20 protein-coding genes and 2 tRNA genes are annotated in these 22,603 nt (G+C 37.6%); 11 read left to right on the top strand and 11 right to left on the bottom strand.

Annotated elements, in window-relative coordinates:
- The first annotated feature begins 372 nt into the window (after positions 1-372).
- Positions 373-1,188, top strand: a complete 816-nt coding sequence (locus F1325_RS08620) for a sulfite exporter TauE/SafE family protein (protein ID WP_109372413.1) — start codon at positions 373-375, stop codon at positions 1,186-1,188.
- Between the two features lie 284 nt (positions 1,189-1,472).
- Entirely contained in the window at positions 1,473-2,051 is a 579-nt protein-coding gene (gene sodB, locus F1325_RS08615; protein ID WP_109372414.1) for a superoxide dismutase [Fe], read from the top strand.
- Positions 2,052-2,188: 137 nt separating this feature from the next.
- Here the strand turns inward: sodB and F1325_RS19560 are convergent, their stop codons facing one another.
- Complete coding sequence (locus F1325_RS19560; protein WP_103004765.1) at positions 2,189-2,272, bottom strand: YnhF family membrane protein; 84 nt, start codon at positions 2,270-2,272, stop codon at positions 2,189-2,191.
- Positions 2,273-2,540: 268 nt separating this feature from the next.
- On the opposite strand from F1325_RS19560, the gene purR reads away from it, so the two are divergent.
- Positions 2,541-3,566 (top strand): HTH-type transcriptional repressor PurR, encoded by a 1,026-nt coding sequence (gene purR / locus F1325_RS08605; protein ID WP_023582340.1) that lies wholly within the window; start codon positions 2,541-2,543, stop codon positions 3,564-3,566.
- 26 nt (positions 3,567-3,592) lie between these two features.
- Here the strand turns inward: purR and punR are convergent, their stop codons facing one another.
- Positions 3,593-4,495, bottom strand: a complete 903-nt coding sequence (gene punR / locus F1325_RS08600; RefSeq protein ID WP_109372415.1) for a DNA-binding transcriptional activator PunR — start codon at positions 4,493-4,495, stop codon at positions 3,593-3,595.
- Between the two features lie 118 nt (positions 4,496-4,613).
- Between punR and punC the strand changes: the two genes are divergently transcribed.
- Positions 4,614-5,831, top strand: coding sequence for a purine nucleoside transporter PunC (gene punC, locus F1325_RS08595; protein ID WP_109372416.1), 1,218 nt, complete (start codon positions 4,614-4,616; stop codon positions 5,829-5,831).
- A 305-nt stretch (positions 5,832-6,136) separates the two neighbouring features.
- Positions 6,137-7,291: a cyclopropane fatty acyl phospholipid synthase gene (gene cfa, locus F1325_RS08590; RefSeq protein ID WP_160230323.1), complete on the top strand. Its 1,155-nt coding sequence runs from the start codon at positions 6,137-6,139 to the stop codon at positions 7,289-7,291.
- An 87-nt stretch (positions 7,292-7,378) separates the two neighbouring features.
- Here cfa and F1325_RS08585 read toward each other — a convergent pair whose 3' ends face one another.
- Positions 7,379-8,050, bottom strand: coding sequence for a riboflavin synthase subunit alpha (locus F1325_RS08585; protein ID WP_109372418.1), 672 nt, complete (start codon positions 8,048-8,050; stop codon positions 7,379-7,381).
- Between the two features lie 308 nt (positions 8,051-8,358).
- Between F1325_RS08585 and F1325_RS08580 the strand changes: the two genes are divergently transcribed.
- The 4 genes from F1325_RS08580 (at position 8,359) to pykF (ending at position 11,946) form a co-directional block, all read left to right on the top strand.
- Positions 8,359-9,732 carry an MATE family efflux transporter gene (locus F1325_RS08580; RefSeq protein WP_160230322.1) on the top strand — a complete coding sequence of 458 codons (1,374 nt, stop codon included), beginning with the start codon at positions 8,359-8,361 and terminating at the stop codon, positions 9,730-9,732.
- A 148-nt stretch (positions 9,733-9,880) separates the two neighbouring features.
- Positions 9,881-9,957, top strand: a tRNA-Val gene (locus tag F1325_RS08575).
- 29 nt (positions 9,958-9,986) lie between these two features.
- Positions 9,987-10,063 (top strand) — tRNA-Val (locus F1325_RS08570).
- A 470-nt stretch (positions 10,064-10,533) separates the two neighbouring features.
- Positions 10,534-11,946 carry a pyruvate kinase PykF gene (pykF, locus tag F1325_RS08565; RefSeq protein ID WP_109372420.1) on the top strand — a complete coding sequence of 471 codons (1,413 nt, stop codon included), beginning with the start codon at positions 10,534-10,536 and terminating at the stop codon, positions 11,944-11,946.
- 114 nt (positions 11,947-12,060) lie between these two features.
- Here the strand turns inward: pykF and gadC are convergent, their stop codons facing one another.
- Positions 12,061-13,617, bottom strand: a complete 1,557-nt coding sequence (gadC, locus tag F1325_RS08560) for a glutamate:gamma-aminobutyrate antiporter (protein ID WP_109372421.1) — start codon at positions 13,615-13,617, stop codon at positions 12,061-12,063.
- 103 nt (positions 13,618-13,720) lie between these two features.
- The gene (locus F1325_RS08555) at positions 13,721-15,112 is read right to left on the bottom strand and encodes a glutamate decarboxylase (RefSeq protein ID WP_109372422.1); all 1,392 of its coding nucleotides are present in this window, start codon (positions 15,110-15,112) and stop codon (positions 13,721-13,723) included.
- A 444-nt stretch (positions 15,113-15,556) separates the two neighbouring features.
- On the opposite strand from F1325_RS08555, the gene F1325_RS08550 reads away from it, so the two are divergent.
- Positions 15,557-16,615 carry a linear amide C-N hydrolase gene (locus F1325_RS08550; RefSeq protein ID WP_160230321.1) on the top strand — a complete coding sequence of 353 codons (1,059 nt, stop codon included), beginning with the start codon at positions 15,557-15,559 and terminating at the stop codon, positions 16,613-16,615.
- 265 nt (positions 16,616-16,880) lie between these two features.
- Positions 16,881-17,120, top strand: coding sequence for an Lpp/OprI family alanine-zipper lipoprotein (locus F1325_RS08545; protein ID WP_036913221.1), 240 nt, complete (start codon positions 16,881-16,883; stop codon positions 17,118-17,120).
- A gap of 89 nt (positions 17,121-17,209) precedes the next feature.
- Here the strand turns inward: F1325_RS08545 and F1325_RS08540 are convergent, their stop codons facing one another.
- From F1325_RS08540 to sufC, 6 genes are all read right to left on the bottom strand, one after another.
- Positions 17,210-17,731, bottom strand: a complete 522-nt coding sequence (locus tag F1325_RS08540) for a hypothetical protein (protein ID WP_160230320.1) — start codon at positions 17,729-17,731, stop codon at positions 17,210-17,212.
- Between the two features lie 106 nt (positions 17,732-17,837).
- A complete protein-coding gene (locus F1325_RS08535; RefSeq protein ID WP_109372425.1) occupies positions 17,838-18,755 on the bottom strand; it encodes a L,D-transpeptidase family protein in 918 nt (305 codons plus the stop codon).
- 117 nt (positions 18,756-18,872) lie between these two features.
- Positions 18,873-19,301, bottom strand: coding sequence for a cysteine desulfuration protein SufE (gene sufE / locus F1325_RS08530; protein ID WP_109372426.1), 429 nt, complete (start codon positions 19,299-19,301; stop codon positions 18,873-18,875).
- A gap of 21 nt (positions 19,302-19,322) precedes the next feature.
- Entirely contained in the window at positions 19,323-20,561 is a 1,239-nt protein-coding gene (gene sufS / locus F1325_RS08525) for a cysteine desulfurase SufS (protein WP_167392476.1), read from the bottom strand.
- A gap of 11 nt (positions 20,562-20,572) precedes the next feature.
- Positions 20,573-21,880 carry a Fe-S cluster assembly protein SufD gene (gene sufD / locus F1325_RS08520; protein ID WP_109372428.1) on the bottom strand — a complete coding sequence of 436 codons (1,308 nt, stop codon included), beginning with the start codon at positions 21,878-21,880 and terminating at the stop codon, positions 20,573-20,575.
- A complete protein-coding gene (gene sufC / locus F1325_RS08515) occupies positions 21,855-22,601 on the bottom strand; it encodes a Fe-S cluster assembly ATPase SufC (RefSeq protein WP_023582353.1) in 747 nt (248 codons plus the stop codon). Before sufC ends, sufD begins: the two co-directional genes overlap by 26 nt.
- Positions 22,602-22,603 lie beyond the last annotated feature (2 nt).

Below are 22,603 nucleotides of genomic sequence, written 5' to 3'. Positions count from 1 at the left end.
TATGAGATTATTGATGAGAAAAAACACAATAAAGCATAAAAAATAAATCAATGCGTTACCGATGGTTATGAGTGTGTTTTATCCTATTAGCTCCCTTTTTATTTTTGCAGTTTTTCCTTTCTTAATTTTAAGCGCATTTTTTCTTCACTTGATTTTAAAGTATATAAAGCACTGCTTTATTATGAAATGAAATAACAACGGCTTTAGGTGGTGTTGGTTTATAGAATAAGCAAGAAGAAAAGAACAAGTCACTTTTATATCAAAATCAATATATTAAATTTCATAATCTATACATTAAGATAAAACGCTACTTTATTAAAAGGATATAATGTATATAAATAAGTTTGTTATAAACCTTGATGAGTATTAACTATGGATATGATTTTGCTGTTTCTTTTAGTGGGATGTATCACTGGCTTTTTTGCTGGACTACTTGGCATAGGAGGCGGTGCAATCATTGTTCCAGTAGTTATGTATGTAGTGAGTCAACAAGCTATCCCAACAGATATGGTGATGAAAATTGCCTTATCTACCTCGTTCTCTGTCATTATATTTTCCACAGCATCTTCAGCGTATTCACATAACAAACATAAAGCCATTTTATGGCAGCAATTTCCTCTATTATCTATCGGCACTATCATTGGTATGCTTGTTGGGACATTTCTGGTACAAAAAATGTCAAACACGATATTGCAAATCGTGTTCTGTATTTTCATGGTATATACCATCTATGGATTATTAACCAAAAAGAAAGAAGCAGAACGCATAGAAAATGTGAAAGATCCTGTTGTTTCAAAACCGGCATTAACCAGTGGTGGCTCTTTAATTGGCTTTATATCCAGCTTTATCGGCATTGCTGGTGGGACTATCACCATTCCTCTTTTAAGTCATTGGGGATTTAATACACGCAAATGTATTGCAACCTCTTCAATGATTGGTGTCATCATCGCTTCCATTGGCACAATCATGGGTATTATCTATGGTTGGAATCAAACAAATATTGATGACTATTATTTAGGCTTTGTTTATTTACCTGCCTTTATTGGAATAAGCATTACCAGCATTCTCTTCGCCCCTGTCGGTGTAAAAGTTGCTTATCGCCTACCTATTCCAAGAGTTCGCCAAATATTTGCATTATTTCTATTCTTAGTCGTAGTGAAAATGATGTATACACTGATGATAGAGTAAGCAGAAAATGCAACAATCAGAGGATATAGGCTCTAAACACAGTCGATATTTTACTGCTTTACGAGTTGCTCTGTGGGATATACTCTTATGAGTATAATTAATCTATATGGCTTATAACTATAGATAAAAGATATTTAGCTGTTATTTCAGCAGATTTTTGTTAAAATAATTAGCAAAATAGTAACAACTTAGTGATTCATTTGCCTCATTCTATCAATTCAAATGATTTTGATGGAATGATTTCAGGCACAAAACCCGAAATAGATAGTTTAAAGGAGTACGCAATGTCTTTCGAATTACCAAAATTACCTTATGCGTTAGATGCTCTTGAGCCACACATCTCTAAAGAAACTTTAGAATATCACTACGGCAAACACCACCAAACTTACGTAACCAATTTAAATAACCTGGTTAAAGGTACTGATTTAGAAAGCAAATCCTTAGAAGAAATCATCAAATCTACTGATGGTGGTATCTTTAATAATGCAGCTCAAGTATGGAACCACACTTTCTACTGGAACTGTTTAGCACCAAATGCAGGCGGCGCACCAACAGGTAAAGTTGCTGATGCTATCAACAAAGCATTCGGCTCTTTTGAAGAGTTCAAAAAGCAATTTAATGATGCGGCAGCTAAAAACTTCGGTTCAGGTTGGACTTGGTTAGTTAAAAAAGCAGACGGTTCAGTTGCGATTGTTAACACGTCTAATGCTGCTACTCCAGTTTCAGGCGCAGACAAACCACTGTTAACAGTAGACGTATGGGAACATGCTTACTACATCGACTACCGTAATGCGCGCGTTAAATATTTAGAAGAGTTCTGGGCACTGGTTAACTGGTCATTTGTTGAAGCTAACCTTGCTTAATTGAGCTTGATAATCAAAGGTGAGTGATTGAGATTCATTTTTGGTGACAAAATAACAAAGGGCCTTGAGCCCTTTGTTATATTCAGATATTCGATAATCTATTATTTAAATTGATCGGATATTCTATAAAGCAGTGATTAGAACAACATAGTCGAAAATAAAACAATCATAACAAGCGCTGCTACTGCTGTACTCAAACCAAATTTCAGATCCGTATCCATCTATTTCTCCCTCAAAATGATTATAATACACTTTTTTAACCATAACCTTGTCATGGTTAATTATTATCACATATCAAAATTTGCTAAAATAGCGACTAGTGCACAATTTATAACATTGATTAATACTTTCACTTTTGAGCTAGATCATACAAAATTCACAGCTAATCGCTAAATTATTGCCAGTGTTTGCCCTATGTATGACTATACTGGCAGTTAAACCATAAAATTAGATAAAAGAGACCAATGAAGGTCAGGAGTTTTCCACACCATGGCAACAATAAAAGACGTGGCAAAACGCGCAGGCGTATCAACCACGACTGTTTCTCATGTGATCAACAAAACACGTTTTGTTGCTGAGAACACACGGGCAGCAGTTTGGGCCGCTATAAAAGAATTAAATTATTCGCCTAGTGCCGTTGCGCGTAGTTTAAAAGTCAATCACACCAAATCTATTGGCCTGTTAGCCACGTCCAGTGAAGCTCCTTACTTTGCTGAAGTGATTGAAGCTGTTGAAAATAGTTGTTATAGCAAAGGCTACACACTGATTTTATGTAATTCACATAATAACCTCGATAAACAAAAAGCCTATTTAGCGATGCTGGCACAAAAACGTGTTGATGGGTTATTAGTCATGTGTTCTGAATACCCCGATCACCTTCTGACACTGTTAGAAGGCTATCGTAATATTCCAATGGTTGTCATGGATTGGGGTAAGGCGCGTGGTGACTTTACCGATACGATTATCGATAATGCTTTTCATGGTGGCTATATTGCGGGTCGTTACCTTATTGAACGTGGTCATCGTGATATTGGTATTATCCCTGGTCCATTAGAACGTAATACCGGTGGTGGTCGCTTACAAGGTTTCTTAAAAGCCATGGAAGAAGCAAAAATCACAGTAAAAGATGAGTGGATTGTACAAGGCGACTTTGAGCCAGAATCTGGTTATAAAGCCATGTATCAGATGCTAAATCAAAAACATCGCCCTACTGCTGTTTTTTGTGGTGGTGATGTGATGGCAATGGGCGCAATTTGTGCCGCTGATGAGCTAGGTTTACGTGTTCCTTTCGATATTTCCATTGTGGGTTACGACAATATTCGTAATGCGCGTTATTTTACGCCAGCATTAACCACAGTCCACCAGCCAAAAGAGCGTTTAGGTCAAATGGCTTTGTCAATGTTGCTTGATCGCATCGTCAACAAACGCGAAGACGCCCAAACAATCGAAGTTCATCCACGATTAGTTGAGCGCCGTTCAGTTGCTGACGGTCCTTTTATTGACTACCGTCGTTAATTCAGATTTATTCGGCTATCTGATTTCTAGCGAAGCCATTCCTCATTTAAGGTTTGGCTATCTCCAAGATAATCTAACAACCATGTCAAAGCGGGTGATTCACTTTTATCGACCCACGTCAGGCAGCATGGGCTGTCTGGCAATGGTTGTGCCAGTTGTAAAGTAACCAGCTTACCTTGTTCAATTAAAGGTTCAGCACGATGCCAAGGCACCATTCCTACGCATAATCCCGCTAACAAGCATTCAAGCCCCATATCCCATGTCGGAACAACCATTCTACGCTGATTATTTAGCGCCCAAGTGTCACGCTTTGGTAAACTGCGTGAAGTATCTTCTAAGCATAAACTTGGATAAGGTCGCATCTCATCATCCGTTAATGGATGTTGTGCTTTCGCTAAAGGGTGATCAACATGACAAACACAGCGCCAAGGCATAAATCCCATATCTCTAAAACTATAACGTTCACCAATTGGTGAGGCTCTTGTTGCACCAATCGCTAAATCAACACGACCATTAACTAAGGAGTCCCATACGCCATTAAACACTTCAGGGTAGACATACAGCTCAATATCAGGAAAATGGCGGTAGAAATCGAGAATAAGTTGTTGTGTTCTTTCAGGTTTAACAATGCAATCAACTGCTATACTAAATTGACCGCGCCACCCATTAGAAACTTGTTGACAAAGATGCCGAGTGTCATTCATTTTTTTGATAACAGATCGTGCTTCTTTGATGAAAATTTTACCTGCATCGGTTAATTCTACATCACGGTGACGGCGCTCAAACAAAGGAACGGCAAGCCATTCCTCTAATTGCCGAACAGTGTAACTAACGGCGGATGGCACTCTGTGCAATTCTTGAGCAGCGGAGCTAAAACTTCCTGTTCTTGCAACTGCATCAACAACTTCTAAAGAGTATTCTGACCACATAGAGTTTATTCCTTTGAAAATTTTTCACAGCATTAACCAAATATTCCCGTTTCACAAGTAAAATAGGTCTTAGTTACAATACATAAAATGTTCTACATCACATAGCATAGAAAATAAAATGAATTCTAAAACTTCCACACAATCAAAAACACCTATGAGCTTTATGGTGTACCTAGCGGGTTTGAGTATGCTAGGTTACTTAGCTATTGATATGTACTTACCTGCATTTGGTATGATGCAGCGTGAACTCTCTATCAGCGAAGGTGCTATTAGTAATAGCTTAAGTATCTTTTTATTTGGCTTTGCTGTTGCTCAATTACTTTGGGGACCTCTTTCTGACAAAGTCGGTCGTAAGCCTATTCTACTTATTGGTTTAAGCCTTTTCTCTTTAGGCTGTCTTGGTATGCTGTGGGTTGAGAGTGCAACTGGCTTACTTGCTATGCGCTTCCTACAAGCTTTCGGCGTTTGCTCTGCCGCTGTTATTTGGCAAGCTCTTGTCATCGACCGTTTTGATGAATCTCGCGCTCAGCACGTTTTTGCTTTAATTATGCCACTGGTTGCATTATCACCAGCACTTGCACCTTTAATCGGTGCTTCGTTATTAAATCACGGTGGCTGGCGTATGATTTTCATGGTGTTAATGGCTGTAACATTAGTTCTAATGTTACCGACATTAATGCTAAAAAACATTAAACAAAAATCAGTCACTGATGAAAACCAATCTACCGCTTCATTTACGACTTTACTAAAATCCCCTCTCTACACAGGTAACGTATTAGTTTACGCTTCTTGTAGTGCAGGTTTCTTTGCTTGGTTAGCTGGCTCACCAATCATTCTTGAAAAGATGGGCTACTCTCCACAGGATATCGGTTTAAGTTATATTCCACAAACTATTGCATTTATGGTAGGTGGTTATGGCTGTCGTATTTTACTGTCAAAAATGACAGGTAAAACGCTACTGCCACTGTTGTTAATTGGTTATGCTGTCAGTATGACTGCGTTATACCTTGTTGCTAAATTTACTGAGCCAACATTAACGACTATTTTAATTCCATTCTGTATTATGGCTGCAATGAATGGTGCATCATATCCAATCGCAGTATCTAATGCTTTATCTGCTTACCCTGAAATTAGTGGTAAAGCAGCTGCATTACAAAATGCACTTCAACTGGGTCTTTGTAGCTTAGCAAGTTTTATTGTGTCCGCATTTATCAGCCAACAACCTCTGATTAACACCACTGCAATTATGGCGTTAACAGCAATTCCAATGGCGGTTGGCTACTTTATTCAGCGCAATAAATCTGTTACCAAGCACACGATTCAAACCGCAGAATAATCGCTCTCCTTATTTTAAGAATCATCTTAAAAAGGCCATTTTATAAAAAATGGCCTTTTTCTTTTCTAGAGAAAAATATGCTACGTCTCTATACTTACCTATACGCTGTAATAGCGTTTTGTTTATTTTTCTTTCGGATTTTGAGACATTAAACAGATTATTTGCTGATTATGTCAGATTAGTTGTTTTATTAATTCTATTCGTTCAATTCATAATGAACACAATACCATTTTAATACTATCAATCTGTACACATCCTTTCTTAGCTTTATGTTTCAAAACCCGCTTAGTTTACGCGGAGAGTATATGAGTACATCTTGTGTAGAAGAAGGCCGAAAGACCTCCAACGATCCTTATGAAAAGATCGTAATAGAACTGTTAGCTCACACAGATATTCGAATTAATGGTTCAGAACCTTATGATATTCAGGTTCATAATCAGAATTTTTATAAAAGAGTATTACAGCAAGGCTCATTAGGTCTCGGCGAAAGTTATATGGATGGTTGGTGGGATTGTGAGCGGCTGGATATATTCTTTCATAAAGTCTTACGTGCTGGTCTTGAAAATAAGCTCCCACAAAATCTACGTGATATTTTCAAGATTGCGACAGCCCGCCTTTTTAATCTGCAAACACAAAAACGCGCATGGATGGTAGGTAAAGAGCATTACGATCTTGGTAATGATCTATTTACCGCCATGCTTGATCCTAATATGCAATATTCCTGTGGTTACTGGAAAAATGCAGATAATTTAGCCCAAGCCCAAGAGCATAAATTAGATTTAATTTGCCGAAAATTAGATTTAAAGCCAGGTATGACCTTATTGGATATTGGCTGTGGCTGGGGTGGACTAGCAGGCTACGCAGCCAAATACTTTGGCGTATCTGTTACGGGTGTCACCATTTCTGTTGAGCAACAAAAACTAGCACAAGCTCGATGCCAAGGACTTGATGTTAATATTATTTTAGAAGACTATCGTGATTTACATGAAAAATTTGATCGCATAGTTTCAGTGGGGATGTTCGAACACGTTGGGCCTAAAAATTATGCAACTTATTTTGATGTAGTTCGTCATAATTTAAAAGAAGATGGTCTGTTTTTATTGCACACCATTGGTTCTAACCGCGATAAAGTGAATGTAGATAGCTGGATAAGCAAATATATCTTTCCTAATGGGTGTTTACCGTCTATTCAAAAAATTGCTCATGCAATGGACAATAAATTTGTGATGGAAGATTGGCATAACTTTGGCGCTGATTACGATAAAACATTAATGGCATGGTATCAGCGTTTTTTAGCGTGTTGGCCGAATATTGAATCTAACTACACACCGCGTTTTAAACGTATGTTTAGCTATTATCTTAATGCCTGTGCTGGCGCATTTCGTGCCAGAGATATTCAGTTATGGCAAATAGTACTAAGCCCTAAAGGCCATATTGGCGGTTTACAGATCCCTCGTTAATTATTTTTTTATAACAAGAGAAAAGCCAGTTTGATTGATAAACTGGCTTTTTCTTTGGTTCTCTTTTAAGAACAACAACATTAATCATTAATTGTGTGAAGCTTGTTCTTTATTTTCAATTTGTTGTGTTGCAAATAAAGCTTGTTGCTGTGCTTGTTGTGCCATAACGCGCTCTACTGTATCGACAATCGCTTGAGTTTGAGGATCAAGCTCAATATTGACTTTATCACCAAGGCGCTTACGACCTAATGTTGTTCTATCTCGAGTTTCTGGAATTAAATGGACACAAAAACGGTTATTCACCACATCGCCCACAGTTAAGCTTATTCCATCAATACCAATAAAACCTTTGTGTAAAATATACTTCATTAATGCTTTATCAAAGATACGAAACCATATTTGTAGATTATTTTCTGAGGTAATGATTTTGGCAACTTCGGCAGTTGTTACAATATGACCAGACATCACATGCCCGCCAATTTCATCACCATACTTAGCCGCACGTTCAATATTTACTTCGGAGCCGACTTTTAATTCACCAAGGTTAGTTAAACGTAATGTCTCTTTCACCAAATCAAAGCTAATATGTGTACCTTCAATTTTAGTGACCGTTAAACAGCAACCATTATTTGCAACAGAAGCACCTGTTTCTAAATTGCCGACTAACTCGCTGGGTAATTCAATGATATGGGTACGAAAATCGCCTTTATCTTCGATAGCAATAACCCGCCCTTTTCCCTGAACAATACCTGTAAACATCTTACATCTCCTTGGATCGATAAACTGGTAAACTCAATTTATGTTTATGCTATTAAGGATAACATAGCTCGTATTAATACAAAGGAACAATTATCGCATTTATTCCTTATCGATTATTGCCGTTAAATATAACGTAAAAACACCTAATAAATTATCAAAATTCTGTGCTTGAAAAGCTAAACTTCTTTCGTTGCTAATTAAACTTTTATCATTAGAATAAGCGGTCTTGAGGATCTCTTTACGTCATTTTAACAATACGACGTTTGTTCTCTTCCTTTCATTTTCTTATAATAAATAAAGGTGTATGCGTGCAGAAGTACATAAGAGAAGCGCGTAGCTTACTTGCTCTCGGTATCCCCGTTATCATCGCGCAATTTTCCCAGACAGCAATGGGTGTAGTTGATACTGTCATGGCGGGTGCTGTAAATGCCACAGAAATGTCGGCAGTGGCAGTAGGTACGTCTATTTGGTTACCAACGATTTTGTTAGGCCAAGGCATATTAATGGCATTAACCCCAATCGTTGCACAATTAAATGGTTCAGGACAACGAAAACACATTGCTAATCGTACACAGCAAGGTTTTTGGCTCGCCACTTTCTTATCAATCATGGTAATTGCTATTCTTTATAACAGCCGTTTTATTATTGAAGCGCAACATGATATCGAACCGGAATTAGCCGAAAAGGCCATTGGATTTATTCACGCCATTATGTGGGGTGCGCCAGGTTGCCTTTACTATCAGGTACTAAGAAGCCAATGTGAGGGATTATCTAAAACAAAACCCGGCATGATAATTGGTTTTATTGGCTTATTAATTAATATCCCTGTTAACTATGCGTTTATTTACGGTAAATTTGGCGCACCACAATTAGGGGGTATTGGTTGCGGTGTTGCAACGGCCTCTGTTTTCTGGGCTATGTTCTTAATGATGCGTTATTACGTGCGTCGTGCACCGACACAACGTGATGTTATGCCAAAGAAACGTTTAGTAAGTCCTGATTTCCACACAATAAAACGTATTACATTTTTAGGATTACCCGTTGGTTTAGCCTTATTCTTTGAAGTAACACTCTTTGCTGTTGTTGCATTATTAGTTTCACCTTTAGGCGTTACTGCGGTTGCTAGTCATCAAATAGCACTTAACTTTAGTTCCCTGATGTTTATGTTCCCTCTGTCATTGGGAATAGCGGCAACAATCCGTGTTGGTCATAACTTAGGACAACGCTCCACAGAACAAGCCCGCACTTCAGCCATTACAGCACTTGCTGTTGGGCTAATGTTGGCAAGTTGTACTGCGATTTTCTCTATCATCTTTAGAGAAAAAATCGCATTAATGTATAACGATGATATTGAAGTGGTGACATTAGCATCTCATCTTATGTTATTCGCTGCGCTTTATCAGTTATCAGATTCTGTGCAAGTTATTGGTTCAGGTGTATTACGAGGTTATAAAGATACCCGCTCTATCTTCTTTATTACCTTTATTGCCTACTGGGTAATCGGATTGCCTTCTGGTTATATCTTAGGGCGTACTAATTACGTTGTTGAAGCGATGGGACCTGCTGGTTTCTGGATTGGCTTTATTCTAGGTTTAACTGCCTCAGCAATTATGATGGGTTCCCGTATTTGGTGGATCCAACGCCAATCTGATGAAGTGGTGTTATTACGCTCTGAGCGTTAAAGATAAACGGTTATTTAGGCAAGGGAATGACACAAATATCAACAAATAGCTTTAAATACGAGCAGTTGAATATAAATTTGTGTTTTTCCTCTTGCCAGAATCGAATCATCTCGTTAATATTCGTCCCCGTTGTCACCCAATAGATAATGCGTCCATAGCTCAGTTGGTTAGAGCACCACCTTGACATGGTGGGGGTCGGTGGTTCGAGTCCACTTGGACGCACCATTTATTTTTCGGCAACATCTCAATACAGTGCGTCCATAGCTCAGTTGGTTAGAGCACCACCTTGACATGGTGGGGGTCGGTGGTTCGAGTCCACTTGGACGCACCATTTCTCTTTCTCTATATTTTCTTATTTTTGTTCATCTTACCTACCCTACAAAATAATTAATCTAGCTTGCAATATTTTATTGCGCAACAAATTGTTTAAAAAACAAGCAGTCAGCGCTGTATTTTGATCACATCACTTAAATTTACCTTTTTTCGATTTTCTTCATAGAAATTAACCTCTATAATACGAAACATAATTTTGTTGAAAGGTTTCAGCGTATTGATTTACGGGCATCTTTAGAAAACAGAACAAATGAATCGTGATAGACTATAATGTAAGATGTCTACCAACCCTTGAAACAAAATAGTGACAAGATTTTTATGATGTTGCTGAACCATTAACATGTTGCGCAACTTACTCCATTAGAGATAAGTATGTACATCCTGTTTTGCACCGTTGATACAGTTAATAGAAAACGGCGACATTAATCCTTATTCATCCATTACAATACAACCATTAAATAGACTGCCATGAAAAAGACAAAAATTGTTTGCACCATCGGGCCAAAAACCGAATCTGAAGAAAAACTGAATCAATTACTAGACGCAGGCATGAACGTTATGCGTCTAAACTTCTCTCACGGTGACTATGAAGAGCATGGCAACCGTATCAAAAACCTGCGTAACGTTTGCGCTAAAACAGGCAAAAAAGCCGCTATCTTATTAGATACTAAAGGCCCAGAAATCCGTACCATCAAATTAGAAGGTGGTAATGATGTTACTTTAGTTGCAGGTCAAACTTTCACTTTCACCACAGACAAAACTGTTGTGGGTAACAAAGACCGCGTTGCTGTAACTTACGAAGGTTTCGCTAAAGACTTAACTGTTGGTAACACTGTTTTAGTTGATGATGGTCTTATCGGCATGAAAGTAACGGCTGTAACTGATACAGAAGTTGTTTGTGAAGTTTTAAACAACGGTGACTTAGGTGAAAACAAAGGTGTTAACTTACCTGGCGTTTCTATCGGTTTACCTGCATTAGCTGAAAAAGATAAACAAGATCTTATCTTTGGTTGCGAGCAAGGCGTTGATTTCGTTGCTGCATCATTTATTCGTAAACGTTCTGACGTTGAAGAAATGCGTGCTCACTTAAATGCACACGGTGGCGAAAACATTATGATCATCTCAAAAATTGAAAACCAAGAAGGTTTAAACAATTTTGATGAGATCTTAGAAGCCTCTGACGGCATCATGGTTGCTCGTGGTGACTTAGGTGTTGAAATCCCAGTTGAAGAAGTTATCTTTGCACAAAAAATGATGATCGAAAAATGTAACGCTGCGCGTAAAGTGGTTATCACTGCAACGCAAATGTTAGATTCAATGATCAAAAACCCACGCCCTACTCGTGCTGAAGCGGGTGACGTTGCGAATGCTATCTTAGATGGTACTGATGCTGTTATGTTGTCAGGTGAAAGTGCTAAAGGTAAATACCCAGTAGAAGCTGTGACTATCATGGCAACTATCTGTGAGCGTACAGACCGTATCATGCAATCTCGCCTTGATTACAAACAAACAGCTGCGAAATTACGCGTAACTGAAGCAGTTTGTCGCGGTGCGGTAGAAATGGCTGAAAACTTAGATGCACCTCTGATTGTTGTTGCAACTTTCGGTGGTAAATCAGCTCGTTCTATCCGTAAATACTTCCCAACTGCACCAATCTTAGCATTAACAAACAACGAAGAAACAGCTCGTCAGTTACTGTTAGTTAAAGGTGTAACAACACAATTAGTTAACGAAATCTCTTCTACTGATGACTTCTACCGTATTGGTAAAGAAGCGGCATTAGCAAGTGGTTTAGCTCATTCAGGTGACCGTGTTGTTATGGTAACTGGCGCATTAGTTGATAGCGGTACAACAAATACTTCATCTGTTCACGTTCTGTAATTCTTTATTCATTTAGTCGCTTTACAATTTAAAACACCACTTCAATATTTGAAGTGGTGTTTTTTTAATGCTTTATTTATTAGTGACAATTTCCTTTACCTGTTCGTCTTTTTATTACACGTTATTCTTATTTGTCTCTTCTTTATTTTCTAATAACAGATAATGTGTTGCACGAGCACGAGGATGAATAAAAAAGTGCCCTGCTGGCGCATTATGGCTTTTAATGTGAACTAAAGACACGTTGCTGAGTGTTTTACCTTGTTTAGAACGACACGCGTAAACAATAAAGGGTAAAGCAAAGATAACAAAGAAGCCGACTATCAGTAAGGTCACATACGTTTTATCACTACTTGCGTTTGGCAAAGAGCTTGGTGGGAAAAAAGAAACCACAAACGCAATAATAGAGAGTAATAAACCAGCCATTGCAACAATAAGTTTAACGTTTTTACCACCAGGAATACTAAATGCCCGTTTTTTATCTACTTGCTTACAAGTAAGTTGCATATACCCTAAGAAAAGCATGAAATAACTACAAAGATAAATAACGACCGTTAAGGCTAAAGCAATCAAGAATGACATATTACCGCCACCACCAGTGTTAGTCAGAATAATGATCGCAATACTTGTTATCAATAATTGAGAAATCACTAAAGCAACAGGTACTCCGTTTTTATTCACCTTCGCCAACGCTTTCGGTAAAATTCCTTTTTCAGCGGCAACATACATGCCACGAGAAGGCCCTACAATCCAAGAAGCTATCTCAGCTAAAACTCCTAGCAATAATAACGTAGCAATAATCCTAACCGTCCAATCAAGTGTACTACTGAAATGGGAGACTAAAACACTGAACGTTTGTACCACGCCTGCTGATAAATTAATTTCATTATTAGGTATCACTGCTGCAACAGATAATCCCCCAATAGAGCTTAAACAAATTGCCACTATCATGAGTAAAAACATGGCGATGGGGTAATCTCGTCCAGGATTTTTCATCTCATTAACATGAGTTGCTGAAGCTTCTACGCCCATATAACTTAAAATGAATGCAACAAAAACCACTAATGTTCCAATTTGGGTAAAATCAGGGAAAAAGGTTTTTGCGCTTATTTCAATCGCTAATGGTGCTCCACTCATTAAATAGCTAACAGCTAAAATAATTAAAATTAAAGCAGGTAATAAAATACCTGCAAAAAAACCAAGTTTGGCAATAGATGCCGTATATTTTGTACCGCCAAATTGCGTAAATGCTAATACCCAAAGAATAATTAAAGCTGCGACTGTTTTAATTACTGGATCGGTATTTAATTCAGGCCAATTGAGAATATAAGAAAGCGCGCCTAAGACGAAGTAAAGCATAGGAATAAAACCAATAGCAATTTGTAGATAACCAAAAGAGATGGCGGCAAACCCCCAGCGTTCTCCTAATGTATTCGATACCCAAGCAAATATTCCCCCTTCTTGCCAGCCTTCTACGGTAGCCATTTCAGCTGCACATAACGCAACAGGAATAAACCACAGCAATCCACCTAAAAGTAAGAAGAAAACAAGGCTAAAACCAGATGTGGCAAAAGTCGGATATTCATATACCGCCATAACCATCGAAGCGGTAATAGCAAAAAAACCAACTAATGTAAGTTGTTTTGGTGCTGAATTTGTTGATGATGTAGTCATACAATCCTCCTGAACTTTATTCAGAAAAATAATTACAGTCTAATTATTATCGAGAAAGAGGTTGAGAATAGATAAAGATCCTCAACCTCAAAACGAACAGAATTTAGCTATGGTTAAAACCTCTACCATCTTCTGCTGATAGAGGATTGCAGACAGGATGCTTATCAAAATACTCTAGCGTACGTTTGAAATCATCCACTAGTAATGAAGCAAGATCTAGACTTACACCATGGCGAACTAAAATACGCTGGATCACTAAATCCTCCCGATTGGCTGGCATAGAGTAAGCGGGAACCTGCCAACCACGACTACGTAATTTATCTGCAACATCGTATAAAGAGTAAGTGACTTTAGCCCCTTTTTTTAGTTTCCATGCTAATGCGGGGATACCTTCTTTACAGTCACCACTAAATATCATTTCAAAAGGGCCTAACTTTTCAATTTCCCTTGCTAAATATTGTGCTGTTGAGTAGCAAGCATTATGAATTTTTGCATATCCTTCTCGGCCTAAGCGTAAGAAGTTATAATATTGAGCGATAATTTGACCACCAGGACGTGAGAAATTCAGCGCAAAAGTAGGCATATTGCCGCCTAAATAGTTCACATTAAAAATAAGCTCTTCAGGAAGATCTTTTGCTTCACGCCAAATAACCCAACCCGCACCTAATGGTGCTAAACCAAATTTATGCCCCGAGGCATTAATAGATTTTACTCGTGGTAAACGGAAATCCCATTCAATATCAGGTGCGCAAAATGGTGCTAAAAAGCCCCCACTTGCACCATCAACGTGAATTGGAATATCTAATCCCGTTTCTTTTTGAAGTTTATCTAATGCGTCATGAACCGCTTTAACAGGCTCATAGGTACAGGTAAAAGTAACGCCTAATGTTGGAACTACCCCAATGGTATTTTCATCCACACGCTTAATGACTTCTTCTGGGCTCATCATTAAACGATCACCTTCTAAAGGGATCTCTCTTAATTCCACATCAAAATAACGAGCGAATTTATGCCAACAAATTTGAACAGGACCACAAATCAAGTTCGGTTTATCAGTCGGTTTTCCCTGTGCAATACGTTTTTTACGCCATTGCCATTTTAATGCTAACCCGCCTAACATTGCGGCTTCGGATGAACCGATAGTAGAACAACCTAATGTATTTAATGCATCAGGCGAACACCACAAATCAGCCAACATATGAACACAACGATTTTCAATTTCAGCTGTTTGCGGATATTCATCTTTATCTATCATGTTCTTATCGATAGAAAGATCCATTAAATCGCGTATTTCATCATCAACCCAAGTTTGACAAAATGTCGCTAAATTTTGTCTTGAGTTTCCATCTAACATTAATTCATCACGAACAGCATCAAAAACGTTACGTGGATTATTTTCTTTCTGTGGAATTTTTGTTTTAGGTAAGGATTGAGAGAGATCGAGAGATGCATATACATCATCTAGGTCATTATAATTTGATGATTTGTTTTTCATATTATTACCCTACAATAATAAATATTATAAGACATGGAATAAGCTTAATGCTTATTTATTAAAGATAGTCAACAATATAAAAAGTGAGAAATAAAATTCAAATTTAATTTTTGAACTTTACAATTAATGCGAGATTTTGTTTTAAAAAAAAATCAAACTTCAATGTAAAACATTGAAATAACAAAAATTATAAGTACAAACACCTATCATAAAAACATTTCATTATCATAAAAACAACATTAACATCATAAAAAAACAGCGCCATTTTACTGAGTAAAATGCCCTCATCTAGTACTTATTATTATTTTTTACCCTATGAGATTTATGTTTGGTCTAATACAAAAGTAACGCTATATTAAACAAATATAAAAAATATCTTATATAAATGGCTATATCCAATACTATGTATTACAAATACTGAATTAATTCTATTAGGAATAAACTATGCCAGAAAATAACATTGATAGTAGAGTATTCGCTTGCACTACCCTCGCGATTAAAGATAAGAAAAATCGTATTTATCATGGTAGAACAATGGAATTTTCAGTAGACAAGCCTGCTTCAATATTTGCATATTATCCTAAAGAACATACTTTCCAGCAAAAGGCCCCTGATGGCACCCTTGGATTAAAATATACTGTCAAATATCCTTTTATGGCGATCGTTGCGCCAATCAATTTAGAAGGCACAAAAGACGTACTTGAAGGTGTTAATTCTCAGGGACTCTCTTTTAGCTTAAATATGTTACCCGATTCAAATCTCGATGATATTAGCCCACAAGATTACGCAACTTCAGTGCCTATCGCGGCAATTGGTGAATGGGCGTTAGCACAATATAAAACCGTTGAAGAATTAAAACTCGCGATCCCTAAAACGGTATTTTGGTCACAAAAACTACTCCTTTTACGTAACTTACCCAGCCCTTTCCATTATGCATTTTATGACAAAACAGGAGCTTGTATTGTTATTGAAGTTTCTGATGGAAAATTACATATTTATGATAATCCTACTTATTGCATGACCAATGGTCCGTTATTTCCATGGCATTTAACCAATTTAAATAATTACACCCATCTTTCGAATGTTAATATTTCCACCAGCACATTAGGAAATATGAAAATAAAACAACCTGACAGTGGAATTGCTTTAGCCTCGTTGCCCAATTCTGACACTTCTGTAGATAGATTTATTCGTGCTGTTTACTACACAACCTACTATCACAAGGTGTCTGATCCGGATACACAGTTAGTTGAATTAGCACATATCATGAATAGATTCGATCGACCTAAAAACGCCACTATTGATCCCCTATTAGGTCACGATACGTTAAAAGCACTTCATACTAGTGAATTTTCAGTATGGACAACACTAACGGATTTAGAACGCGGAATACTCTTCTTTAGGGGATACAACGATCTCAACTTCCAAAAATTTACACTTGAATCGTTTAGAAATGAAGTAGAACCCATTTTCATAAAAGTAAATTTAGGTGGTGCTTTATAGCTATAAATATAAGTAACAATAGAACAATGTAGATAAAATGTTTTTCTATCAGACTTTTATGAATAAAAATCTTTTGTGAAATAACACGCATTTTTTGTACTGAATATTTGCGTTTTAGGTGTTATTTTTTCTATTGTTCAACTAATAGCTCCGTAGAATGTGATAAATAAATCCAGCATTTTCCTATATATGTGCCATACTTATTAATGGTTTCATATAAATGCTACTTGTTCCTTTACACAAACTAATAATAGAGGTTGTAACTATGAAAGCGAAACTTGTACTAGGTGCGGTGATTCTGGCTTCAGGCTTATTAGCGGGTTGTTCTTCTAGTAATAATGCACAATTAGATCAAATCTCTTCTGATGTAAGCCGCCTGAATACTCAAGTTCAGCAACTAAGTGGTGATGTACAATCTGCTCGCGCTGAAGCTAAATCAGCTTACGACGAAGCAGCTCGCGCAAATCAGCGTTTAGATAACCAAGTCACTACTTATAAAAAGTAATTTGACTCACTGATAGGCTGAAAACAGCTTTAGGTAAGCATTAATCACAAAGCCCTAACATTGTTAGGGCTTTGGTTTTTATAAGGTTATTAATTGTTAAGTGTGTCGATACCAAGGGTTTTTATACGCTCATTTAAATTAAGATTCGTTGCTAGGTATGAGTTATATCTGATGTTTTTATCTGTTTGAGTAGATATCTGACTGAATGTATCCTTAATTTTATCAACATTTTTTTGTTGAGATCTCGTCAGTACAAAATATTCCATGCCACTGACTTTTTTTAATTCATTCTCTAGAATATTAAATAACTCTGTCACTGACTTTGAATACTTTGAGTAAGATACTCTTGAGCTAACCAGATCAGGCAAAGTTTCTATTTCAATTAACTCATATTCTCTGCATCCCTCTTTAGGAATGACTCGTTGAAGAAGCTCCTCGCACATTAATTGAATATTTTCACTTTTTAGCTTTTTATCCCCAATTAAAAACGTTTTACAGCTATTTCTCGCCTGAGATAACTTATTAAATAGCAAACCAGAATTATCCGCCATGCTAGGCGTGATAGTGTTATTTCTCTTTATCAGATTTTCATTATTAACTGCAACTCTCACTAAATTTCCTTATTATCAGTAAAATAATATGACTTATAGTAAGGTATCTTTAACGCTATTGATTTTATAAAGAGGTCTTTTGCTATTTATAAAATATCATCCAAACTTAGTAGGCTGTAACCTCTACAGGAATACCAGAACGACGAATAAGCTCTGCATCGACTTTATTTTTATCGACTTTGCCACTTTCATACCAAGTATTAAATTGCTTCGTGAATGTAAGAGGCATGGTTTGTGGATCGTCATTTTCATTACGTGATAATGGCTGATGAACTTCAATAAACTGTCTACCATCCGCAGTTTCAGTAAATTTAATCGGCTTATTGATAACCTGAACACGGCTACCTTTAGGCACTACGTTAAATAACGTCTCAATATCATTGGGTCTTAAACGAATACAGCCTGAACTCACTCTTAATCCAATACCAAAATCTGCATTTGTACCGTGAATTAAATATTCGCCACGACTATGAGCCAATCTTAATGCATAAGCTCCCATTGGATTTTCAGGGCCAGCAGGAACGACCGCAGGGAGCGAGATCCCTTTTGCTGCATAGTTTTTACGAATATTTGCTGTCGGAGTCCATGTAGGATCTTTAATCAACTGAGAAATGGACGTCACCATTTCAGGCGTTTCTCGTCCTAATTGACCAATGCCGATAGGATAAACATCAACGGTGCTACCCTCTTTCGGGTAATAATAAAGACGCAATTCGGCAAGATTGATGACAATACCTTTATGTACCGTATCAGGCAAAATCATCTGCAATGGAATATTTAATGTTTTACCTGCATCAGGTAAAAGCGGATCAATACCAGGATTTGCTTCCATCATATTAAGCAATCCCACTTGATATTCAGACGCAATAGCTTCTAGTGAACGCTTATCATCCGGCACGATATACGAAACATTCTCGCCGATAATACGCTGACCATCAGTGGGTAACAGGTATTCTGTCGCATAAGATAAGTGGCTGTTCATCCCTAACAGCGATACTCCCAATAGGGTTAACCATTTATTCATCATTTATCCCGTGTGTTAGAAATAAAATAAACTGACTATTATGATGATAACATTATCATTGTTATGCCATTCATATAATAAGTCAGTTTAGAACATTAATGTGGGATTAGGTAACATTTATGCTACAGCGTATTCTGAAAAACGCTTAATCAGTGTCGTGACCATCGCATGCAAGCCTTGAGTTCGAGAAGGTGTTAAGTGGCTTTCTAGCGCTAGTGATGAAAAATACTGTTTTACATCTGTGGCTAATGCTTGTTCGAGCGTCTTCCCCTGAAATAAGATAATTACCAAGGCAACAAGGCCTTTGACAATACCTGCATCGCTATCACCAGCGAGAATGAGTTGCTTATTCTCATTAAGAGCAACAGCGATCCACACTTGACTTTGGCAACCCTCAATAAAATTAGCTGAAGTGCGTTGTTCATCTGTTAATGGTGGAAGGCGCTCGCCCAACTCCATCATATAGAGATAACGTTGTTCCCAATCCTGACAACGAGAGAAATTGCGTAATAATTTTGCTTCATCTGGCAAATTGGCCACTGCCATGAATAACCTCTTTTTTAATCTTTAACCTAATAACATTTCAACACGTAATAGCGCATTAACCAACGCATCGATATCATTTTTATTGGTATATAAACCAAGAGATGCACGACACATTGCAGGAACTTGGTAATAATCCATAATTGGCATTGCACAATGATGCCCTGTACGAATCGCAATACCATAATTATCAAGAAATGCCCCAACATCATAAGCATGGTGTTTACCTAAATTAAACGCTATCACACCTTGTCGAGAATCATTGCCATAAAGCGTTAAAGATTTTACTTTTTGCAACTGCTCTTGGGCATACTTCATTATACTATTTTCATACTCAGCAATATTATTCATACCTAACTGTGAAAGATAATCTAATGCAGCACCTAAGCCAATCATTCCCATTATATTAGGTGTTCCCGCTTCAAAGCGCCAAGGTGCATCTGCGTAGGTAATATCACCATTAATATGAACATGTTTTATCATTGCGCCACCGCCTTCCCAAGGCGGTAATTCATCCAGTATCGCTTTTTTACCATACAGCAAACCAATGCCAGTAGGTCCATAAAGTTTATGGCCGCTACAAACAAAAAAGTCACAATCAAGTTGTGAAACATTAATTGTTTGATGCATGGCACTTTGCGCCCCATCAACCAATATATGTAACTCCCCTCCTTGATCAATAGCATATTGGCGAGCATCACGAATAATTTGAGCGATAGGATTCACTGTGCCCAATACATTTGATTGGTGCGTAAGGCTGAATAATTTAGTTCGTTCGTCGATTAAGCGAGGTAATTGAGCTAAATCGAGCGTGCCGTCTTGTAATAGCGGTAACACACGAACATTAAAACCATACTGTTTTGCCAACATATACCAAGGAACAATATTTGCATGATGTTCCATTTCTGTGATGATGATATTGTCACCATCATTCAAAAATCGTTGGCTATAAACATTCGCAATTAAGTTAATGCCTTCGGTTGTTCCTTTAACAAAAACAATCTCGTCTTCGCTATTGGCACCTAAAAAATCACTGGCTTTTTTACGGACATTTTCAACTAAGGTTGTCGCATTTGCACTCAAGGTATGAATGCCGCGGTGAACCGCGGCATATTGTGTTAAGGCAAATTGTTTTTCATGTTCAATGACGCAAGCCGGTTTTTGAGCACTTGCGGCACTGTCGAGATAAACCAGAGGTTTTCCTTTCACTTGCTGTGAAAGAATTGGAAAATCATCTCGCGCTTTTTCAATGGAGTGCGTCATAATGCCCTATTTTATACCTCTAATAAGCGCTGATTAATTCTGTCTAATACATGCGCCTTGATCACACTATTTTCTAGCGATTCAGTTAATTCAGCCGCAAATGCATGGATGATCATTTTACGGGCGTTACTTAAAGAAATACCGCGTGAACGCAAATAAAATAGTTGCTCATCATCAATTCGCCCCACAGTGGCTCCATGACTACATTTCACATCATCAGCATAGATTTCAAGCTGTGGTTTAGTATCGATTTGCGCTTTCTCACCCAGCAACAGATTATTATTAGTCATTTGACCATCTGTTTTTAAGGCTTGAGGTGTCACCGTGATCATACCGTTAAATACAGCTTTCCCCGCATCCATCGCAATACTTTTATGCAGTTGACGACTCTGGCAATTTTTCTCACTATGAACCAGCCATGTACGGGTGTCCGCTATTTCGCCTGCTTTAGGTAATACAACGCTATTCATTGAAAGCTCTGTATTTTCACCTTTTAGTGCCGAACTCGTGTGATGACGACTAAGTTTAGCGCCTAATAAGAAAGCATAACTATTGACACGAGCATCACGACCTATTGTCAGATCGTTATGAGCAAAATGCTGACTTACGCCATTCTCAAAACTTAATTTGATATGGTTAAAAAAGGCATTATCACCAATCGCTGCGGTTAATCTTGCCCCTGTAAAATGACGGTTTTCGTTGTCACTGCTAATATAGTGCTCTACCACTTGCATCTGAGTATTTGCACCAACATCAAGGTGAAAACGATAATTTGCACTATTTACCTCTGCGCTTTGATCACCTTGAGTAATATTGAGGATATAAAGTGGTTTATCCGCAATAACACCCGTTTTCAGGGTAATCAACAAAGGATGTGGCGCTAAGCTTTCAACTAAATGCAGGAAAATTTCACCATTTACCGCTTTAGGTAATTCACTTTGATTATCAAGTAACGTCACTTGATAAGGACCAAAATCTTTACTGCTTTCTGTCGGTGAGAATGAGCCATTCACCATTACAATACGATAGCAATCAAAAGATAAAGCTTGTTTAGCTATTAAGCTTTGCACATCAAAAGGCGGCAATTGTTGATAACTTTGGCTTAACGTTTCTTCTAATGGCGTATAGTGCCAATCTTCATGACGATAAGCGGGAAAGCCTATTTTTTCAACTTGTAACCAGTGATTACGTGCATTCAGATTTTCGTCACCTTTACGTTGATGATATAACGTTGAAAACGTTTTTAATGCTTGTTGATTACGCAGTTCAACTTGGCGCTGTTTTTCACGCTTTTCATTGAGGGTCAATAAGCCAGCCATAACCTTGTTCCTCCAATTTTTGCGCCAATGAAAAATCACCAGATTTAATGATTTTTCCCTGATAAAGCACATGTACAAAATCAGGTTTAATATAGTCAAGAATGCGTTGGTAATGTGTTACAACAATAAAAGCACGTTTACCATCACGTAAGCTATTAACACCATTAGAAACGATTTTTAATGCGTCGATATCAAGTCCTGAGTCTGTTTCATCTAAAATACATAATTCAGGCTCTAACGCAGCCATTTGCAAAATATCGTTACGTTTTTTTTCACCACCAGAAAATCCCACGTTAACTGAGCGTGTTAACAAATCTTGTGGCATATCTAGCAATTTAATTTTATCTTCAATAAAATCTTCAAAATCAAAGCGATCTAATGGCTCTTGACCACGATATTCTCTCACTGCATTTACAGAAGATTGTAAGAAAAATTGATTGCTGACACCGGGTATTTCAACAGGATATTGAAATGCCATAAAGATGCCTTCACCTGCGCGATCTTCTGGTTCTAATTCCAATAAATCTTTATTTTTAAAGGTGATTGAACCTTCATCGACTTCATATTCATCACGACCAGCAAGTGTTGCTGATAAGGTACTTTTACCCGAGCCATTTGGCCCCATAATCGCGTGAACTTCACCTGCACGAACCTGCAAATCTAATCCTTTTAGGATCTCGTTGCCTTCAACACTGACATGTAAATTTTTAATCTCTAACATAA

Origin of the sequence: Proteus columbae (assembly GCF_009914335.1) — a bacterium.
In the GTDB taxonomy this organism is placed as follows: Bacteria; Pseudomonadota; Gammaproteobacteria; order Enterobacterales; family Enterobacteriaceae; genus Proteus.
The sequence above is the reverse complement of the archived record's forward strand: the minus strand, read 5'-3'. Positions and strand labels throughout refer to the sequence as shown.

What these genes read in the sequence shown, in the direction of transcription:
- F1325_RS08620 (WP_109372413.1), top strand. Translation starts at nt 373, where the DNA reads ATGGATATGATTTTGCTGTTTCTTTTAGTGGGATGTATCACTGGCTTT.
- sodB (WP_109372414.1), top strand. Translation starts at nt 1,473, where the DNA reads ATGTCTTTCGAATTACCAAAATTACCTTATGCGTTAGATGCTCTTGAG.
- F1325_RS19560 (WP_103004765.1), bottom strand. Translation starts at nt 2,272, where the DNA reads ATGGATACGGATCTGAAATTTGGTTTGAGTACAGCAGTAGCAGCGCTT.
- purR (WP_023582340.1), top strand. Translation starts at nt 2,541, where the DNA reads ATGGCAACAATAAAAGACGTGGCAAAACGCGCAGGCGTATCAACCACG.
- punR (WP_109372415.1), bottom strand. Translation starts at nt 4,495, where the DNA reads ATGTGGTCAGAATACTCTTTAGAAGTTGTTGATGCAGTTGCAAGAACA.
- punC (WP_109372416.1), top strand. Translation starts at nt 4,614, where the DNA reads ATGAATTCTAAAACTTCCACACAATCAAAAACACCTATGAGCTTTATG.
- cfa (WP_160230323.1), top strand. Translation starts at nt 6,137, where the DNA reads ATGAGTACATCTTGTGTAGAAGAAGGCCGAAAGACCTCCAACGATCCT.
- F1325_RS08585 (WP_109372418.1), bottom strand. Translation starts at nt 8,050, where the DNA reads ATGTTTACAGGTATTGTTCAGGGAAAAGGGCGGGTTATTGCTATCGAA.
- pykF (WP_109372420.1), top strand. Translation starts at nt 10,534, where the DNA reads ATGAAAAAGACAAAAATTGTTTGCACCATCGGGCCAAAAACCGAATCT.
- gadC (WP_109372421.1), bottom strand. Translation starts at nt 13,617, where the DNA reads ATGACTACATCATCAACAAATTCAGCACCAAAACAACTTACATTAGTT.
- F1325_RS08555 (WP_109372422.1), bottom strand. Translation starts at nt 15,112, where the DNA reads ATGAAAAACAAATCATCAAATTATAATGACCTAGATGATGTATATGCA.
- F1325_RS08550 (WP_160230321.1), top strand. Translation starts at nt 15,557, where the DNA reads ATGCCAGAAAATAACATTGATAGTAGAGTATTCGCTTGCACTACCCTC.
- F1325_RS08545 (WP_036913221.1), top strand. Translation starts at nt 16,881, where the DNA reads ATGAAAGCGAAACTTGTACTAGGTGCGGTGATTCTGGCTTCAGGCTTA.
- F1325_RS08535 (WP_109372425.1), bottom strand. Translation starts at nt 18,755, where the DNA reads ATGAATAAATGGTTAACCCTATTGGGAGTATCGCTGTTAGGGATGAAC.
- sufE (WP_109372426.1), bottom strand. Translation starts at nt 19,301, where the DNA reads ATGGCAGTGGCCAATTTGCCAGATGAAGCAAAATTATTACGCAATTTC.
- sufS (WP_167392476.1), bottom strand. Translation starts at nt 20,561, where the DNA reads ATGACGCACTCCATTGAAAAAGCGCGAGATGATTTTCCAATTCTTTCA.
- sufD (WP_109372428.1), bottom strand. Translation starts at nt 21,880, where the DNA reads ATGGCTGGCTTATTGACCCTCAATGAAAAGCGTGAAAAACAGCGCCAA.
- sufC (WP_023582353.1), bottom strand. Translation starts at nt 22,601, where the DNA reads ATGTTAGAGATTAAAAATTTACATGTCAGTGTTGAAGGCAACGAGATC.